The sequence below is a fragment of the Kitasatospora sp. NPDC059795 genome (assembly GCF_042732175.1).
In the GTDB taxonomy this organism is placed as follows: domain Bacteria; phylum Actinomycetota; class Actinomycetes; order Streptomycetales; family Streptomycetaceae; genus Kitasatospora.
On sequence record NZ_JBHWID010000007.1, the window covers coordinates 129747 to 147618 of the forward strand.

At 70.8% G+C, this 17872-nt stretch carries 13 protein-coding genes; 6 read left to right on the forward strand and 7 right to left on the reverse strand.

Annotated features, from left to right (window positions below):
• Positions 1–13: 13 nt before the first annotated feature.
• Together ACFV4P_RS16600 and ACFV4P_RS16605 are read left to right on the forward strand one after the other, a co-directional pair.
• Positions 14–2533, forward strand: a complete 2520-nt coding sequence (locus ACFV4P_RS16600) for an ATP-dependent Clp protease ATP-binding subunit (protein WP_380471644.1) — start codon at positions 14–16, stop codon at positions 2531–2533.
• 374 nt (positions 2534–2907) lie between these two features.
• The gene (locus tag ACFV4P_RS16605) at positions 2908–5241 is read left to right on the forward strand and encodes an immune inhibitor A domain-containing protein (protein WP_380472048.1); all 2334 of its coding nucleotides are present in this window, start codon (positions 2908–2910) and stop codon (positions 5239–5241) included.
• A 78-nt stretch (positions 5242–5319) separates the two neighbouring features.
• Here the strand turns inward: ACFV4P_RS16605 and ACFV4P_RS16610 are convergent, their stop codons facing one another.
• A complete protein-coding gene (locus ACFV4P_RS16610) occupies positions 5320–6426 on the reverse strand; it encodes a threonine aldolase family protein (RefSeq protein ID WP_380471647.1) in 1107 nt (368 codons plus the stop codon).
• A gap of 338 nt (positions 6427–6764) precedes the next feature.
• Here ACFV4P_RS16610 and ACFV4P_RS16615 point away from each other — a divergent pair, with 338 nt between their 5' ends.
• The gene (locus ACFV4P_RS16615; RefSeq protein ID WP_380471649.1) at positions 6765–7697 is read left to right on the forward strand and encodes a M23 family metallopeptidase; all 933 of its coding nucleotides are present in this window, start codon (positions 6765–6767) and stop codon (positions 7695–7697) included.
• A 36-nt stretch (positions 7698–7733) separates the two neighbouring features.
• Here ACFV4P_RS16615 and ACFV4P_RS16620 read toward each other — a convergent pair whose 3' ends face one another.
• Complete coding sequence (locus ACFV4P_RS16620; RefSeq protein WP_073807698.1) at positions 7734–8345, reverse strand: TetR/AcrR family transcriptional regulator; 612 nt, start codon at positions 8343–8345, stop codon at positions 7734–7736.
• Between the two features lie 208 nt (positions 8346–8553).
• Here ACFV4P_RS16620 and ACFV4P_RS16625 point away from each other — a divergent pair, with 208 nt between their 5' ends.
• Positions 8554–10179 (forward strand): MDR family MFS transporter, encoded by a 1626-nt coding sequence (locus tag ACFV4P_RS16625; protein ID WP_380471652.1) that lies wholly within the window; start codon positions 8554–8556, stop codon positions 10177–10179.
• A 59-nt stretch (positions 10180–10238) separates the two neighbouring features.
• On the opposite strand, the gene ACFV4P_RS16630 is transcribed toward ACFV4P_RS16625, so the two are convergent.
• Positions 10239–11144: an A/G-specific adenine glycosylase gene (locus ACFV4P_RS16630; RefSeq protein WP_380471655.1), complete on the reverse strand. Its 906-nt coding sequence runs from the start codon at positions 11142–11144 to the stop codon at positions 10239–10241.
• A 36-nt stretch (positions 11145–11180) separates the two neighbouring features.
• Entirely contained in the window at positions 11181–11939 is a 759-nt protein-coding gene (locus ACFV4P_RS16635; protein WP_380471657.1) for a rhomboid family intramembrane serine protease, read from the reverse strand.
• 133 nt (positions 11940–12072) lie between these two features.
• On the opposite strand from ACFV4P_RS16635, the gene ACFV4P_RS16640 reads away from it, so the two are divergent.
• Entirely contained in the window at positions 12073–12888 is an 816-nt protein-coding gene (locus tag ACFV4P_RS16640; protein WP_380471660.1) for a hypothetical protein, read from the forward strand.
• 104 nt (positions 12889–12992) lie between these two features.
• On the opposite strand, the gene ACFV4P_RS16645 is transcribed toward ACFV4P_RS16640, so the two are convergent.
• Complete coding sequence (locus ACFV4P_RS16645; protein WP_380471662.1) at positions 12993–14252, reverse strand: MFS transporter; 1260 nt, start codon at positions 14250–14252, stop codon at positions 12993–12995.
• A gap of 106 nt (positions 14253–14358) precedes the next feature.
• On the opposite strand from ACFV4P_RS16645, the gene ACFV4P_RS16650 reads away from it, so the two are divergent.
• Entirely contained in the window at positions 14359–14961 is a 603-nt protein-coding gene (locus tag ACFV4P_RS16650; protein ID WP_380471664.1) for a helix-turn-helix domain-containing protein, read from the forward strand.
• Positions 14962–14968: 7 nt separating this feature from the next.
• On the opposite strand, the gene disA is transcribed toward ACFV4P_RS16650, so the two are convergent.
• Together disA and radA are read right to left on the reverse strand one after the other, a co-directional pair.
• Positions 14969–16075, reverse strand: coding sequence for a DNA integrity scanning diadenylate cyclase DisA (disA, locus tag ACFV4P_RS16655; RefSeq protein WP_073807687.1), 1107 nt, complete (start codon positions 16073–16075; stop codon positions 14969–14971).
• Between the two features lie 121 nt (positions 16076–16196).
• On the reverse strand, positions 16197–17717 hold the full coding sequence (gene radA, locus ACFV4P_RS16660; protein WP_073807685.1) for a DNA repair protein RadA: 1521 nt from the start codon (positions 17715–17717) through the stop codon (positions 16197–16199).
• Positions 17718–17872 lie beyond the last annotated feature (155 nt).

The following is a 17872-nucleotide window of genomic DNA, read 5'->3' on the forward strand; positions in this document are numbered from 1 at the left end:
GGAGCGATTAACGATGTTCGAGAGGTTCACCGACCGCGCGCGGCGGGTTGTCGTCCTGGCACAGGAAGAAGCCCGGATGCTCAACCACAACTACATCGGCACCGAGCACATCCTCCTGGGCCTGATCCACGAGGGCGAGGGTGTCGCCGCCAAGGCGCTGGAGAGCCTCGGCATCTCGCTCGAGGCGGTCCGCCAGCAGGTCGAGGAGATCATCGGCCAGGGCCAGCAGGCCCCGTCCGGTCACATCCCCTTCACTCCCCGGGCGAAGAAGGTGCTGGAGCTGTCGCTCCGCGAGGCCCTTCAGCTCGGCCACAACTACATCGGCACCGAGCACATCCTGCTCGGTCTGATCCGCGAGGGCGAGGGCGTCGCCGCCCAGGTCCTGGTGAAGCTGGGCGCCGACCTGAACCGGGTGCGCCAGCAGGTCATCCAGCTGCTGTCCGGCTACCAGACCGGCAGCGGCAAGGAGTCGGCCACCGCCGGCGGCCCCGCCGAGGGCACCCCGTCCACCTCCCTGGTGCTCGACCAGTTCGGCCGCAACCTGACGCAGGCCGCCCGCGAGGCCAAGCTCGACCCGGTGATCGGGCGCGAGAAGGAGATCGAGCGGGTCATGCAGGTGCTGTCCCGCCGCACCAAGAACAACCCGGTGCTGATCGGCGAGCCCGGCGTCGGCAAGACCGCGGTCGTCGAGGGCCTGGCCCAGGCGATCATCAAGGGCGAGGTCCCGGAGACGCTGAAGGACAAGCAGCTCTACACGCTGGACCTCGGCGCCCTGGTCGCCGGCTCCCGCTACCGCGGTGACTTCGAGGAGCGCCTGAAGAAGGTCCTCAAGGAGATCCGCACCCGCGGCGACATCATCCTGTTCATCGACGAGCTGCACACCCTGGTCGGCGCGGGCGCCGCCGAGGGCGCGATCGACGCCGCCTCCATCCTGAAGCCGATGCTGGCCCGCGGTGAGCTTCAGACCATCGGCGCCACCACGCTGGACGAGTACCGCAAGCACCTGGAGAAGGACGCCGCGCTGGAGCGCCGCTTCCAGCCGATCCAGGTCGCCGAGCCGTCGCTCCCGCACACCATCGAGATCCTCAAGGGCCTGCGCGACCGGTACGAGGCGCACCACCGGGTGTCGATCACCGACGCCGCCCTGGTCGCCGCCGCCACCCTGGCCGACCGGTACATCTCGGACCGCTTCCTGCCGGACAAGGCGATCGACCTGATCGACGAGGCCGGTTCCCGGATGCGCATCCGCCGGATGACCGCGCCGCCGGACCTGCGCGAGTTCGACGAGAAGATCGCCGAGGTGCGCCGGGAGAAGGAGTCCGCGATCGACGCGCAGGACTTCGAGAAGGCCGCGTCGCTGCGTGACAACGAGAAGCAGCTGCTCCAGGCGAAGGCCAAGCGGGAGAAGGAGTGGAAGGCCGGCGACATGGACGTCGTGGCCGAGGTGGACGAGGAGCTCATCGCCGAGGTCCTGGCCACCGCCACCGGCATCCCGGTCTTCAAGCTGACCGAGGAGGAGTCCTCGCGTCTGCTGCGCATGGAGGACGAGCTGCACAAGCGGGTCATCGGCCAGGAGGACGCCATCAAGGCGCTCTCGCAGGCGATCCGCCGTACCCGGGCCGGTCTGAAGGACCCGAAGCGCCCCGGTGGTTCGTTCATCTTCGCCGGCCCCTCGGGTGTCGGTAAGACCGAGCTGTCCAAGACCCTGGCAGAGTTCCTGTTCGGGGACGAGGACGCGCTGATCGCGCTCGACATGTCCGAGTTCTCGGAGAAGCACACCGTGTCGCGGCTGTTCGGCTCCCCGCCCGGATACGTGGGTTACGAAGAGGGCGGCCAGCTCACCGAGAAGGTGCGCCGCAAGCCGTTCTCGGTGGTGCTGTTCGACGAGGTCGAGAAGGCCCACCCGGACATCTTCAACTCGCTGCTGCAGATCCTGGAGGACGGTCGCCTGACCGACTCCCAGGGCCGGGTCGTGGACTTCAAGAACACGGTCATCATCATGACCACCAACCTCGGCACCCGGGACATCTCCAAGGGCTTCAACCTGGGCTTCGCGGCCACGGGTGACGTCCAGACCGGCTACGAGCGGATGAAGGCGAAGGTCGGCGAGGAGCTCAAGCAGCACTTCCGTCCCGAGTTCCTGAACCGTGTCGACGACATCGTGGTGTTCCACCAGCTGTCCGAGGCGAACATCATCGAGATCGTCGACCTGATGATCGCGAAGGTGGACCAGCGCCTGAAGGACCGCGACATGGCCATCGAGCTCAGCGCGGAGGCGAAGAGCCTGCTGGCGAAGCGCGGCTACGACCCGATCCTGGGCGCCCGTCCGCTGCGCCGCACGATCCAGCGGGAGATCGAGGACCACCTGTCCGAGAAGATCCTGTTCGGTGAGCTGCGGTCCGGCCACATCGTGGTGGTCGGCGTGGAGGGTGAGGGCAAGGCAGCCAAGTTCACCTTCCGCGGTGAGGAGAAGTCCCCGGTGGCGGACACTCCGGCGGCGGTCTCGGCGACCGGCCCGGATCTGACGAAGTAATAGCGCCACAAAGCGCGTTCCAGCCGCCGCCCCCGACCTGTTCAGGTCGGGGGCGGCGGCTTTTCGGCACCCGGGTTTTTCAGTTGAAAAACTGTTTAGGTTTCCGTGCGCTGTGAATGCGGGGCGGGGCGGGACCGAACGGGTGGGATCGGGTGCGGTGCGAGTGCGACCGACCCGGTGATCACAGGCACCGTAGGTAGATTGACGGATCGTCAGATGATTTGAGTCGGCGGAGCATAGCGTCGTGGCCATGCCAGGGTCAAGGTCTTTCTTTTTTACCGGACCTTGGGTCAAATGTCGTCCACCTGTCTTGCATTGGTTCACCGGCCCGGCCATCCGCCACGCCGGTAAGGGGAGGACGTCCCACGTTGAAGATGACCAAGAAGGTCGCCGCGGCCTCCGCCGCCATCGCGGTGTCGGCCGCGCTCGGCGTCGGCATGCTGCCGGGTACGGCTACCGCCGCTCCGGTGACGCCGGTCGTGAAGGACCCGGCCGACGCCATCCAGAACGACAGCGTGCCCCGCGAGCTGCAGAGCCCGCTCACCGACAAGGTGCAGGCTGAGCAGAAGGCCGCGATAGAGCAGCTGGTCAACGGCACCGCGAAGGTCGAGAAGCACGGCAACGGCAGCTCGGTCAAGCTGGGCCGCGACAAGTACGTCGAGCTGTCGCGCGAGCGCACCGACCGGATCTTCACCATCCTGGTGGACTTCGGCGACCAGGTCGACAACACCACCAAGACCGCCGACGGCAAGGTGAAGTACGGCGGCACCCCCGGCCCGGCGCACAACCAGATCGCCTCTCCGGACCGCACCAAGGACAACTCCACGGCGTGGCAGGCGGACTACAACCAGGCGCACTACCAGGACCTGTACTTCGCGGCCAACCGGCCGTCGCTGAAGACCTACTACGAGAAGCAGTCCTCGGGCCGCTACTCGGTCGACGGTCTGGTCACCGACTGGGTGCGGGTTCCGTGGAACGAGGCCCGCTACGGCTCGGACTACTGCGGCCAGCACGTCTGCGCCAACGCGCAGGACCTGATCCGCGACGGCATCAACGCCTGGGTCGCCGACCAGAAGGCCAAGGGCCGCACCGACGCGGACATCAAGGCCAACCTGGCGCAGTACGACCAGTGGGACCGTTACGACTTCAACGGCAACGGCAACTTCAACGAGCCGGACGGCTACCTGGACCACTTCCAGATCGTCCACGCCGGTGAGGACCAGTCGGCCGGCGGCGGCGTCCAGGGCACCGACGCCCTGTGGGCGCACCGCTCGTACGTGTACGCCAACCAGGCCGGCAAGACCGGTCCGGAGAACAACAAGCTCGGCGGCACCCCGATCGGCGGCACCGGCCTATGGGTCGGCGACTACACCATGCAGCCGGAGAACGGCGGCCTGGGCGTGTTCGCCCACGAGTACGGCCACGACCTGGGCCTGCCGGACCTGTACGACACCAGCGGCCAGGGCATCGACAACTCGGTCGGTTTCTGGTCCCTGATGTCCTCGGGCTCCTGGCTGGGCGAGGGCCGCAACGAGATCGGCGACATGCCGAACGACCTGGACATCTGGTCGAAGCTGAAGCTGGGCTGGCTGGACTACGACACCGCCAAGGCCGGCAAGAACACGGTCAGCCTGCTGGGCCCGGCCGAGTACAACAACAAGCGCAAGCAGGGTCTGATCGTCGACCTGCCGGCGAAGACCGTCACCACCGAGATCAACACCCCGTTCGCGGGTGCCAACGAGTGGTGGAGCGGCAGCGCCGACAACCTGAACGTCACCCTGACCCGTGACGTCGACCTGACCGGGAAGACCTCGGCCTCGCTCACCGCGAAGGCCTGGTACGACCTGGAGCAGGACTACGACTTCGCGTACGCCGAGGTGTCCACCGACGGCGGCAAGAACTGGTCCTCGCTGGCCGGCACCTTCAACGGCACGGCGCTGCCGGAGAACTCCATCACCGGCAACTCGAACGGCTGGGGCGACCTGTCGTTCTCGCTGGACGCGTACGCCGGCAAGGCGATCAAGATCCGCTTCCACAACACCACCGACCCGGGCGTGCACGGCAAGGGCGTCGCCCTGGACGAGATCGCGATCACCGCGAACGGCGCCACCGTCTTCACCGACGGCGCCGAGAACGGTGACAACGGCTGGACCGCGTCGGGCTTCTCCCGGATCTCCGGCAAGTTCAACAAGGACTACGACCAGCACTACCTGGTCGAGAACCGTCAGTACGTGTCCTTCGACACCACGCTGAAGACCGGCCCGTACAACTTCGGTTCCGCCGCCCGTCCGGACTGGGTCGAGCACTACGCCAACCAGAACGGCATCCTGATCTGGCTGTGGGACTCCTCGCAGTCGGACAACAACGTGGCAAACCACCCCGGCCAGGGCCTGATCCTCCCGATCGACGCCCACCCGGCCCCGCTGAAGTGGAACGACGGCACCCTGATGCGTCCGCGCTTCCAGGCGTACGACTCCACCTTCCGCTTCGACCGCACCACCGGCCTGCAGCTGCACAAGGCCGACGCGCTCACCAAGATCCCCAGCGAGCGCGGGGTGACCGTCTTCAACGACAAGAAGAACACCTACTGGGACGCGTCGAACCCGTACAGCTCCGTCCAGGTGGCCAAGACCGGCACCCAGATCGAGGTGCTGTGGCAGTCGCACAACGAGCTTGAGGCTCTGATCCAGGTCAAGCACACCAAGTGACGCTCGGCTGAGCACAGCTGAAGCAGAAGGGCCCCGGCGGTTTTCGAACCGTCGGGGCCCTTCGGCGTCTCCGGCTGCTCAGAGCAGGGCGAGGAAGCCGGCCATCGCCTCGGTGATCTCCTTCGGCGTCCATTCCAGGGCGGCGGCGGTCACCGCCACCTCGGTCATCGCCACGCCGGGCTGCGGGCCGGGCTCCCGCCAGCCGCCGAACAGCGACACGCCCTGTTCCTCGGCCTGCCGGAGGCCGGCCTCGGCCAGGCGTTCGGCAGGGTGGGGCAGCCAGAGCTGGAACTGGTGGGTGTGCGGCGGCGCCGGGTTGATCCAGGCGCCCGGGGCCTCGGCGAGCGCGGCGGCGACCACCTTGGCGTGCGCCACGTAGTCGGGCAGCCGGGGCAGCTCGTTGTCCAGGCCGGCCAGCGCGGACAGTACGGCGGGCCACTGCTGCCACAGCTTGCCGCCGTAGCGGTGCCGCCAGAGCTTGATCCGGCGGACGAACTCCTCATCGCCGGCGACCACGGCACCGCTGTGTCCGCCCAGCGACTTGTAGAAGGAGACGTACACCGATCCGGCGCGGGCGCAGATCTCCGGCAGGCTCCGGCCCAGGTGCGGGGCGGACTCCCAGAGCCGGGCGCCGTCCAGGTGGACCGGCACGCCGCGGTCGGCGGCGAAGTCGTACAGCGCGGTCAACTCCTCCCAGCTGGGCAGCACGAAGCCGGCGTCGCGCAGCGGGAGTTCCAGCATCAGGACGTCGAACGGCTCGTCCAGGGCGGCGAGCTCCGCGACGGTGGGCTGCCGGGGGGCGGCGGTCTGCGGGACGCTGTGCAGGCCGCTGAGCACCTGGTGGGCGCGGCGTTCGTGGACCTCGGTGTGGGCGAGCGGGTGCATCGCGACGGCCGGCCCGTGGGTGTCGGCCCAGACCTTGAGGGCGGCCTGCTGGCCCATCGTGCCGGTCGGGAACCAGGCGGCGTCGGGCTTGCCGAGCAGGTCGGCGGTGCGGCGTTCCAGGGTGCGGACGATGCGGTTGCCGTACATGTCGGTGGGCTCGTCGAGCGGGTAGGGGCCGTCGGAGAGGGCGGCGAGGGCGGCGAGCGCTTCGCGGACGGTCTGCGGGCGGCTGCCGGACAGCAGGCGGTCGGCCCGGCGGCGGGCGAGGAAGCTGCGGTCCTGTAACGAGATGGCGTTCATTGGCCGATCATCTCCAACCGCCGGGTGGATCGGAAGACCGATCGATCCGAGGGCCGTTTGTACCCGGGGCGGTTCGGGCTCAAACCGGCCGCTTCCCGGTGGCGATGGTCACAGGCCTCCGACGACATACGACGGGCGATAGGAGGTTTGGGACGGGATGTGCCGGTCTGTCCGATGCCCGGGGGTGCTATTCCGTGAGCTTCGTCCACTACTCGCCGTCGTACGTCACACCTTTGGGCCCGGCCCGGGAGGTCGTTTACACCGGAGTCGTTCCCACCAGTTCGGCGAGCCCCCCGGCTCGGCCCCGCTCTGGCCCCGTCCGTGAGGTACCGACTCCGATGCGTTCTTTCCCCGCCACCGGCCGCCGGATTCTCCAGGCGATCAGCACCCGCCACATCCAGTCCGTCACCGGTTCCGACGCCTCCGCCGTCGCCCCGGCCCGCCGCGGCCCCGCCACGGCACTCGCCACCGGCGCCGCCGTGGTCGCCTTCGGCGCCATGCTGATCCCGGGCGGGCACGCCGCCGCGCAGACCGTTCCGGCCGCCCTGGGCGACTCCCCGTTCACCACGGCGGACGTCCAGCCGGGCGAGCTCCAGCTGTCCGCCCCGGAGCCGCACGCCGAGGACACCACCGGCCCGTTGGCCGTGGTCGCCGCCAACCTGGACCAGCTGACGAACCCGACGGACGCGCACGAGCACGCCGCCGACGAGCACCCGGCCGAGCAGCCCGCCGCCGAGCAGCCCGCTGCCGAGGAGCACCAGGACCAGCCGCAGCCGGCCGAGCAGCCCGCCGCCGAGCAGCAGCCCGCCGAGCAGCCGGCCCCGGCGCCCGAGCCCGCCCCGGCCCCCGCTCCGGTCAAGCCGGACTGGTCCTCGCCCGCCCCGGGCGCGCCGATCAGCAACCCGTACCACAAGACCAACGCCTCGTACGCGGCCGGCTTCCACACCGGCACCGACTTCGCGGTGGCCGTGGGCACCCCGCTGGTGGCGGTCGGCGACTCGACCGTGGTCTCGTCCGGCTGGGCCGGCGCGTACGGCAACCAGATCGTGCTGAAGCTGTCCGACGGCCGCTTCGCCCAGTACGCGCACCTGTCGCAGCTGGAGGTGAAGGCCGGGCAGCACGTGGGCGCGGGCGACCGGATCGGCAAGTCCGGCAACACCGGCAACTCGACCGGGCCGCACCTGCACTTCGAGATCCGCACCGCCAACCAGTACGCGAAGGTGACCGACCCGATCGGCTACCTGAAGGGCCACGGCGCGAACAACTTCTGATCCGCCGCACCCCGAGCCGTCCGAGCCGTCCGCGCGTCAGTGCGCGGGCGGCTCGATGTGTGCGGCGACCTCCAGGGCGACCTCCAGGGCCGCCTCCATCGCCTCGTCCGCGCTGACCGACGCCGAGTCGGCCGACTCCCGCCCGGGCCCGCACAGGTCGGCCTTGAGCAGGAACATCGCCGAGTGCATGGAGGTCAGTGCGACGGTGGCGCGCAGCTTGTCGCGGAAGGTCGGCTCGGGCCCGTGCAGCAGGGTGATCATCTTGATCATCCGCTCCTTGAACGCCAGCCCGGCCGCGGACTCCCGCAGCGCGGGCTGGTTCTCGTGGAAGAAGCGCAGCAGCGGCGCCCGCTCGCCCATGCCGGCGGCGAACCGGCGGAGCAGTTCGTCGCGGAGTTCCGGCGACCAGTCCTTGCCCTCGCCGAACGCGATGGCGTCGTCCAGCGGGGCGGCCATCTTCTCGACGATGCCGCGGACGATGTCGTCCTTGGTCTTGAAGTGGTAGTACAGGGCGGCCTTGGTGACGCCGAGGCGGTCGGCGATCTCGCGCAGCGAGGTCTTCTCGTAGCCGTGCTCGGCGAACAACTCCAGTGCCACGTCGATGATCCGCGCTCGGGTGTCGCTACGGGGACTCTGGGGGGTGGTCATCGCTGGCGGCCTGCCTCGTTGAAGCGGTGCGGACGGGTGTCAAGGCCCGGTTCTGTTGGCATTCTCCCTGCCCAGAGGGGCTGCTTCGAAACTGGCTTGACGACCGGCTAGGTAACAACTTACCGTGCCGAACGGCAATTAACTAGCCGGTCGTCAAGTAAGTACCGTCGCGGACACCACCGCGGCACCTGCGCCCCGGGAGAGACGCATGACAACCCAACAGTCCGAGGCGGTTCCGGAGGACGGGCCGTCCGTCGATCTCGGCAAGCCCGCCGAGGAGTTCGAGCAGCGGCCGCACCGCGAGGTGCGCCTGGTGATGATCGGCCTGGTGATCACCATGCTGCTCGCCATGCTCGACAACCTGATCGTCGGCACCGCGATGCCCACCATCGTCGGCGAGCTGAACGGCGCCGAGCACATGTCCTGGGTGGTCACGGCCTACACCCTGGCCACCGCCGCCTCCACCCCGATCTGGGGCAAGGTCGGCGACCTCTACGGCCGCAAGGGCTCGTTCCTGGTCTCGATCGCGATCTTCCTGCTCGGCTCGGCGCTGTCCGGCATGTCGCAGACCATGACCCAGCTGATCGCCTTCCGCGCCGTCCAGGGCCTGGGCGCCGGCGGTCTGATGGTCGGCGTGATGTCGATCATGGGCGCGCTGGTGCTGCCCCGCGACCGCGGCAAGTACCAGGGCATGTTCGCCGCCGTCATGGCGCTGGCCACCATCGGCGGCCCGCTGATCGGCGGCTTCATCACCGACCACCTGAACTGGCGCTGGACGTTCTACGTCAACCTGCCGCTGGGCGCGATCGCGCTGATCTTCATCGTCGTGGTGCTGAAGCTGCCCAAGGTCCGCTCCAACGCCAAGATCGACTACCTGGGCGCGGCCCTGCTCACCATCGGCATCGTCTCGATGGTCCTGATCACCACCTGGGGCGGCCACGAGTACGCCTGGAGCTCGAAGCAGATCCTCGGCCTGGGCGCGCTGTCCGTCGCCTCGATCATCGGCTTCTGCTACGTCGAGCAGCGGGTCGCCGAGCCGATCCTTCCGCTCAAGCTGTTCCGCAACCGCAACTTCACGATGGTCTCGATCATCGGCTTCATCGTCGGTTTCGCCATGTTCGGCGCGGTCACCTTCCTGCCCACCTACCAGCAGATCGTCCAGGGCGCCTCGGCGACCAACTCCGGCCTGCTGCTGATGCCGATGATGTTCGGCATGCTGGTGGTCTCGCTGGTGGTCGGCCAGGCCATCACCAAGACCGGCAAGTACCGGATCTACCCGATCATCGGCACCGTGGTGATGGGCGGCGGCTCGCTGCTGCTGTCGACCCTGTCGGTGGACACCTCCAGCTTCGCCTCGTCCTGCTACATGGTGGTGCTCGGCGCCGGCATGGGCTTCCTGATGCAGGTCACCATGCTGGTCGCGCAGAACAGCGTGGAGATGAAGGACATGGGCGTCGCCTCGTCCTCCGCCACCCTGTTCCGCACCATCGGCGGCTCCTTCGGCGTGGCGCTGTTCGGCACCCTGTACATCAACCAGGTCAACAAGAGCGTCGCGAAGCTCCCGCCGGAGGTCCTGCAGCACATGCAGCAGGGCGGCGGCAGCGCCGAGGGCATGTCGGCGATGAACCCGGCCACCCTGAGCAAGCTGCCGGCCGACGTGCTGAGCGCCTACCAGCACGGCATCTCCAACGGCATGCACACCGTCTTCCTGTGGGGCGCGGTGATCAGCCTGATCGCCGTGGCCGCCTCGCTGTTCCTGCGCGAGGTCAAGCTGCGCGGTGGCGCGGACGCCGCCGAGGCGAAGGCCGAGGCCGCGCTCGAAGGCGCGATGTGACGCCTGTCCAGGCATGACGACGGCCCGGGACCGACTGGTCCCGGGCCGTTTTCCGTCCGCTACTGCGGCAGCCGGTAGGTGCCCGGCCCGACCGGCTCCACCAGGCCGTCGGCGACCAGCCCGTCCAGGGCCCGGGCGCGTTGGATCGCGTCCGGCCAGACCACGTCCAGCCGGCCCTGCTCGACCAGGCCGTGGGCGTCCCGCAGCACCGCCAGCAGCTTGCCGCGGACCTGTCGGTCGGTGCCCTCGTAGGTCTGGCCGCGCCGCGCCGGGCCCTGGTACGGCGGGCAGCCGGCCCGCTGCCAGGCGCACTCGGCGAACAGCGGGCAGGCGCCGCACTCGGGGCCGCGCGCGGTGCACACCAGGGCGCCCAGCTCCATCACGGCGACGGCCCAGGTCGCGGCCCGCTCGTCGGTGGCCGGCAGCAACTCGTGCGCGGTACGGCGCTCGGCGGCGGTGGTGGCGTTCGCCGGGTACTCGACGCCGGTGACGGCGCGGGCGAACACCCGGCGCACGTTGGTGTCCAGCACCGCGTGGCGCTGCCGGAACGCGAACGAGGCGACCGCGGCCGCCGTGTACTCGCCGACGCCGGGCAGCGCCAGCAGCGCCGCGTGGTCGTCCGGGACGGCGCCGTCGTGCTGCTCGGTGATCGCGGTGGCCGCCGCGTGCAGGCGCAGCGCGCGGCGCGGGTAGCCGAGCCGGCCCCACATCCGCACCGCCTCGCCGGGTGCGTCCGCGGCCAGCGCGGCGGGGGTGGGCCAGCGTTCCAGCCACGCCGCGTACGCGGGCAGCACCCGCTTCACGGGCGTCTGCTGGAGCATGAACTCGCTGACCATCACCGCCCACGGCGAGGCGTCGGGGGTCCGCCACGGCAGGTCGCGGGCGTTGCCCTCGTACCAGCCGATGACGGTGGTGTGCAGCGCCTGGAGGGCGGCGGGGGTGGGAGTCGAAGCAGTGGCAACCATGGCACCCCCGATCCTGCCACGAGGTGCTGCGAGGGCTTAAAGCCCCAGGTCGTCGAGCTCCTTCAGCAGGTCGGCCCGCGAGCCGGCCGTCGTCCCGCCGCTCTTGCCGCTCCTGCCGGGCCCGGTCGGGGTGAGGGCCCGGTCAGGGTCCGCGGTCGCGGCGGGGGTGGTGGCGGCGGCCTGCTCCGGGGTGCGGGTGCGGAAGATCCAGGCGCCGACCAGGCCGCCGACCAGGCCGCCCAGGTGACCCAGCCAGGACACCCCGGGGGTGCCCGGGATGGCGGTGGTCAGCAGGTAGGCGAAGGACGCGCCCATCACCAGGCCGATCAGCGAGTCGATCAGGTTGCGGTCGAACAGGCCGCGCAGCACCACGTAGCCGAAGTACCCGAAGATCACGCCGCTGGCGCCGACGGTCACCACGTCGCCGCGTTCGAACAGCCAGACCGTCATGCCGCTGGTCACCACCAGCAGCGCCGTCAGGCCGAGGAACTTGCGCACGCCGCGGTAGGCGGCGAGGAAGCCGAAGACGAACAGCGGGCCGGAATTGCCTTCCAGGTGCTGCCAGTTCAGGTGCAGGAACGGCGCGGTCAGCAGGTCGGGCAGGCTGCTCGCCTGCCGCGCGAGGATGCCGTGCTGGAGGGCTATCTGCCCGTCCATCGCCCAGTTCGCCACCTGCACGGCCCAGATCAGGCAGAGGAAGCCGAACATGGTGAAGAACGCCCGGCGCGCCTCGGCGATCAGCTGTGCGGGGTCGAGGGTCGCGGTGCCGGGAGCGGAGTCGTGCGGGGAGGCCATGAGGGCGACTATAGGGCGGCGCACCGTCGTGTCGAGTCCCCCAGGAGGAGCAAATGGCGGATCATGTGAAAGAAGTGCCCCTGCTGCGGTGTTGATGCGTCAGCAGATGCACAAGGTCTCGTAGAGTTTGCCCGTGCCCTCTCTGCGCCAGCCCGTCGGACCGCTGCCCGCCTCGATCTACTGGCGGCGCCGCGCAGTAATCCTCGCCGCCCTCGCCGTCGCCCTGCTGCTGATCGGCTGGCTCGCGTTCGGCACCGGCGGGGACGGCAAGCAGGAGCAGAAGGCCGCCTCCGAGAGCACCGGGCCGCAGCCCGCGCCCGCCCAGTCCATCACCCCCGGCGCCTCTCCCAGCGGCTCCGCCATCACCACCCGCCCCGGCGGCCCCGCCCCGAGCGGCGGCGCGGCCGGCGAGCTGAACGTCACCGGCGGCGGCAGCGGCGGTTCGAACGGCGGCGGCAACGGGTCGACCGGCGGCAGTGGCGGGCGGTCCGCTTCGCCCGGGCCTTCGCCGGCCGTGAACACGCCCGAGGTGATGGCCCTGCCGGTGTGCGCCACCTCGCAGCTCTCGCTGGAGCTGGCGTCGGCGCAGAACTCGTACCCGGCCAAGGACAAGCCGCGACTGGCACTGACCATCCGCAACTCCTCGGGCTCGGGCTGCCGGGTCAACCTCTCGCACGAGAACTCGGCGCTCACCATCACCTCCAGCAGCAACGAGCGGATCTGGTCCTCCGCGGACTGCATCGCGGAGAAGGTCGACGCCTGGGCGCAGATCGCCGGCAACAGCGGCGTCACCGAGACCTTCGGCTGGGACCGCAGCCGCTCCAAGCCGCAGTGCGCCACCACCGACCCGACGCCGGCCCAGGCGGGCAACTACCTGGTCCAGGCCGACCTGACCGGCCCGGCCGGCGGCCCGCTGTCGGCGCGCACCTCGATCCGCCTGGAGGGCTGAGAAGGAAGCGCACACCATCCAGGTCGCGATCAACGTGCAGGTCAGTGTCCTGCGTCGCGTTCTTGCGGTGGGGTGCGTTCCCCGGCCTCGCGCCCCGTCCCCCCTCATGATGTCGGCCAGCCGGTGCCGCGCAGCGAGCGGCCGAGGGTGAGCGGGAGCAGGCCGGCGGCGAGGAGGGCGGCCAGCAGGAGGAGGACGGTGGTGGCGGGGAGGCGGTCGAGGAGGAGGCCCGCGGTCATGGTGCCGACGGGGAGGCCGGCCATCAGGAGGGTCATGGTGGCGGCCATGGCGCGGCCGCGCATCGCCTCGGGGACCTGCTGAAAGACCAGCACGTCGACCATCACCCGCAGCGCCGGGATGCCGAGCGACATCACCAGGAGCATGCCGAAGACCGCGAACGGGCCTTCGGCGACGGCCAGGACGCCGAACAGCAGCGGGGCGGCCCAGGCGACGGCGAGGAGCAGGACGCCGGGGGCGAGAGCGCGGTGCAGGCGGGTGACCAGGGGGGCGCCGAGCAGGCCGCCGACGGCTTCGCCGGTGAGGGCGAGGCCGGTGCCGGCCTCGGAGGTGCCGTGGTCGCGCAGCAGGACCATGACGGTCAGCAGCATCGCGGAGCCCGCCAGGTTGAGCGCGACGGCGACCAGCACGGTGGCCCGCAGGGTCGGGTCGCCGAAGATGTGCCGCAGCCCCACGAACACCGCGCCCTTCTCCTTGCCGTCGGCCGCCCCCGTCGGCCCGGCCGGTTCGGTGTCGAAGCGGACGGCGATCGAGGCGCCGAGCGCGGCCGCGGAGGCGAGCACGGTGGCGAGGAAGGGGACGGCGCGGCCGAGGCCGAGCAGGAAGCCGGCCAGCGGGGGGCCGGCCAGGGCCGCGCCGTTGACCCGCAGTTCGTCCTGGGAGAGGGCCTGGCGCAGCTGTTCGGGCGGGACGACGGCGCGCAGCGCGAGCATCCGGGCGGGGCCGCCGTAGGCCATGGTGGCGCCGATGGCGGCGGCGGCCAGCAGGGTGTGCGGGACGGTGAGGCGGTGGGTGAACAGGGCGAGGGCGACGCTGAGCGCGGTGAGCAGGCGGACGGTGTCGGCGAGGATCAGCACCCGTCGCCGGTCGTGCCGGTCGGCGACCGCGCCGCCGTGCAGGCCGAACAGCACGGACGCGCCGAACTGGACGGCGCCGAACGCCCCGGCGAGGGTGGGCGAGCCGGTCATGGCGAGCAGCAGCAGCGGGTACGCGGTGTCGGCGACGCAGGTGCCGAGCATCGCGGCGGCCGATCCGGCCCACAGCGTCTGGAAGCGGCGGTTGCGGCGCAGCGGTACCGCCGCGAGCGCCACCGCCGCCGTCGTCGTCGGGTTCTCGGTCACCGTCATCACTCCACCCCGTTCACACCTTGGCAACCATTCACGCCTGCGTGAATGGTTGCACGGCCGCGAATGATTGCACAAGGGATGAACGGTGTGGCTGAATGGCGACGTGGTGGATCAGAGGAAAGAACGCGAGGTCACGGACGTCGCGACGCTGAAGGCGCTGGCCGACCCGCTGCGGCTGGCCGTGCTCGGCGCGCTGATGAAGCGGGATCCGGAGCCGATGTCGGTGAAGGAGATCGCGGCGGAGCTGGACGAGGCACCGACCAAGCTGTACCGGCACGTCAAGCAGTTGGAGCAGACCGGGCTGGTGTTCGTCGCGGAGACCCGGCTGGTGTCCGGGATCGTGGAGAGCCGGTACCGCTCCGCCCAGCACTCACTGCGGCTGTCGCCGCAGGTCTACACGGAGGGCGACGAGCCGCCGGCCGCGCTGGACGCGATGCTGGCGGCGATGGACCTGGTGCGGTCGGACTTCCGGCGCAACTTCCTGGCCGGCCGGGTCGACCTGACCCCGGCCTCGCAGGGCAACCTGCGGCCGAGCAAGTTCGCGCACACCACGACGCGGCTCAGCCCGGAGCGGCTGCGGAAGCTGCGCGGCCGGCTGGACGAGGTGCTGGACGAGCTGTTCGCGGAGCCGGAGTCCACCGGGCCGGACGCCGTCGAGGTGACCCTGTTCGCGCTGATGTACGCGGTGCAGCCGGCTCCGGAGGAGTGACGGCCGCTCAGACGTAGCGTTCCAGGATGGACGACTCGGCGAGCCGGGACAGACCCTCGCGGACCGAGCGGGCCCGGGTCTCGCCGACGCCCTCCACGGTCTGCAGGTCGTCGATGGACGCGGCCAGCAGCTTCTGCAGGCCGCCGAAGTGGTCGACCAGCCGCTCGATGACGGTGTTCGGCAGCCGCGGCACCTTGGCGAGCAGCCGGTAGCCGCGCGGGGAGACCGCGGAGTCCAGCGACTCGGGGGCGCCGGTGTAGCCGAGCGCCTTGGCGACCGTCTGCAGGTCCAGCAGCTCGGCGTGGGTGAGCGCCTCCAGGTCGTCCAGCACCTCGGCGACGGTGCGGCCCTTCTTGGCGGCGCGGTCCGGGAAGTAGTCGCGGACGACGAGTTCGCGCTCCGGCTCGACGCCGGCGATCAGCTCGTCCAGCTGCAGGGACAGCAGGCGGCCGTCGGTGCCGAGTTCCAGCACGTAGCCGGCGATCTCGCCGGCGATCAGCCGGACCATCTCCAGGCGCTGCACCACGGCGGAGACGTCCCGGACGGTGACCAGGTCCTCGATCTCCAGCGCGGACAGGGTGCCGGCCACCTCGTCGAGGCGCAGCTTGTAGCGCTCCAGGGTGGCCAGCGCCTGGTTGGCGCGGGACAGCACCGTGGTGGAGTCCTCCAGGACCCGGCGGGTGCCGTTGACGTACATGGCGATCAGCCGCATCGAGTGCGAGACGGCGACGACCGGGAAGCCGGTCTGCCGGTTGACCCGCTCGGCGGTGCGGTGGCGGGTGCCGGTCTCGTCGGTGGGGATGTCGGCGTCCGGCATCAGGTGGACGCCGGCCCGCAGGATCTTGCTGATGTCCTTGTCGAGGATGACCGCGCCGTCCAGCTTGCACAGCTCGCGCAGCCGGGTGGCGGTGAACTCGACGTCCAGCACGAAACCGCCGGTGCAGAGCGCGTCGACGCTCTTGTCGAAGCCGAGGACGATCAGGCCGCCGGTGTTGGCCCGGAGCACCCGCTCCAACCCGTCGCGCAGCGCCGTGCCCGGCGCGACCGCACTGAGGGAGGCCCGCAGCAGGGCCTCCTCGCGGGTGGACTTGTCCGCCCGGTCGATGGCTGCCACGTGACTCCTTGGGGCGACCCGGACCGTGTGGCGCGGCGCCCGACGGTCTGTCTGTCATTACTGCACTTGACGGCAATTAGCAGGTGCAGTCTAACTGCGTATGACAGCGACAGGACGTGGGTCAGGCCAGTTCGTCCGAGTCGAGCGGCTCCCAGCCCGCCATCAGCTCCTCCGGGTACGCCTGGACCGGGGCGGCGGCGCGCTCCCGGGCGGGGGCCCGGCCGGCCGGAACGCCCTGCGGCGCGGCGTCCTGACGGGCCTTCGAACGGGGGCGGCGGCCGGGGATCGCGCGCAGTGCCTCGCCGATGTCGGACACCTCCACGACCTTCATGCCCGGCGGCACCTTGCCCGGGTCCGGCGGCACCAGGGCGTGCGTGAAACCGAGCCGGTGGGCCTCGGCGAGCCGCCGCTGCACGCCCGTCACCCGGCGCACCTCGCCGGCCAGGCCGACCTCGCCGATCGCCACCAGGTTGTTCGGCAGCGGCGTGTCGGTGGAGGAGGACGCCACGGCGAGGGCGATCGCCAGGTCCGCGGACGGCTCGGTGAGCTTCACGCCGCCGACGGTGGCGGTGTAGATGTCCTGCTTGCCGAGCTTCACGCCGCCGTGCCGCTCCACCACCGCGAGGATCATCGCGATCCGCGGCGACTCCAGGCCCGAGGTGGTGCGCCGCGGCGAGGGGATCTGCGAGTCGACCATCAGCGCCTGCACCTCCGCCACCAGCGGGCGCTTGCCCTCCAGGGTGACGGTCAGGCAGGTGCCGGCCACCGGCTTGTCACGGCGCGTCAGGAACAGGCCGGACGGGTCGGCGAGGCCGACGATGCCCTCGTCGTGCAGTTCGAAGCAGCCGACCTCGTCGGTCGCGCCGTAGCGGTTCTTCACGCCGCGGATCAGCCGCAGCCGGGCGTGCCGGTCGCCCTCGAAGGACAGCACCACGTCCACCAGGTGCTCCAGCAGGCGGGGGCCGGCGATCTGGCCGTCCTTGGTGACGTGGCCGACCAGCAACGTCGCCATGCCGCGCTCCTTGGACGCCCGGATCAGGGCGCCCGCCACCTCGCGGACCTGTGCGGGGCCGCCGGGCGCGCCGTCGAGTTCGGCGGAGGCGATGGTCTGCACGGAGTCCAGGATCAGCAAGCTCGGGTTGACCGCCTCGATGTGGCCGAGCACCGCGCCGAGGTCCTGCTCGGCGGCCAGGTAGAGGTGCTCGGAGAGCGCGTTGATCCGGTCGGCGCGCAGCCGGACCTGCCCGGCGGACTCCTCGCCGGTGACGTACAGGGTGCGGTGCCGGTCGGAGGCGGCCTTCGCCGCGACGTCCAGCAGCAGGGTGGACTTGCCGACGCCCGGCTCGCCCGCCAGCAGCACCACCGCGCCCGGCACCAGACCGCCGCCGAGCACCCGGTCGAGCTCCGGCACGCCGGTGGAGCGGGCGGTGGCCACCTGGCCGTCCACCTGCGCGATCGGCTTGGCAGGCGAGGAGACCGGGCCCGCCGCCGTGGTGCGGATCGGCACCGCGCCGTACTCCTCGACCGTCCCCCAGGCGTTGCACTCGGGGCAGCGGCCGACCCACTTGGGCAGCTGGTGGCCGCACTCGGTGCAGCGGTACGCCGGGCGCGGCTTGGCGGTGGTCTTGGTACGGGCAGCCATGCGCGCCACGGTAGCGCCTCGCACCGACAGGGCCCGGCGGGCGGCGGGCTGGGCGTCAACGGAGGGGCGTCAACGCTGGGGGTCAAGGGCTGGTGTCAACGGCAGGGGTCAACGCTCGGCGTCAACCGGGCGAACAAGGGAGCGGTGGCGTTACC

Coding starts and splice junctions, on each gene's coding strand:
- ACFV4P_RS16605 (WP_380472048.1), top strand. CDS start 2,908: ATGACCAAGAAGGTCGCCGCGGCCTCCGCCGCCATCGCGGTGTCGGCC.
- ACFV4P_RS16635 (WP_380471657.1), bottom strand. CDS start 11,939: ATGGCCTCCCCGCACGACTCCGCTCCCGGCACCGCGACCCTCGACCCC.
- ACFV4P_RS16620 (WP_073807698.1), bottom strand. CDS start 8,345: ATGACCACCCCCCAGAGTCCCCGTAGCGACACCCGAGCGCGGATCATC.
- ACFV4P_RS16600 (WP_380471644.1), top strand. CDS start 14: ATGTTCGAGAGGTTCACCGACCGCGCGCGGCGGGTTGTCGTCCTGGCA.
- ACFV4P_RS16625 (WP_380471652.1), top strand. CDS start 8,554: ATGACAACCCAACAGTCCGAGGCGGTTCCGGAGGACGGGCCGTCCGTC.
- ACFV4P_RS16645 (WP_380471662.1), bottom strand. CDS start 14,252: ATGACGGTGACCGAGAACCCGACGACGACGGCGGCGGTGGCGCTCGCG.
- ACFV4P_RS16615 (WP_380471649.1), top strand. CDS start 6,765: ATGCGTTCTTTCCCCGCCACCGGCCGCCGGATTCTCCAGGCGATCAGC.
- radA (WP_073807685.1), bottom strand. CDS start 17,717: ATGGCTGCCCGTACCAAGACCACCGCCAAGCCGCGCCCGGCGTACCGC.
- ACFV4P_RS16610 (WP_380471647.1), bottom strand. CDS start 6,426: ATGAACGCCATCTCGTTACAGGACCGCAGCTTCCTCGCCCGCCGCCGG.
- ACFV4P_RS16630 (WP_380471655.1), bottom strand. CDS start 11,144: ATGGTTGCCACTGCTTCGACTCCCACCCCCGCCGCCCTCCAGGCGCTG.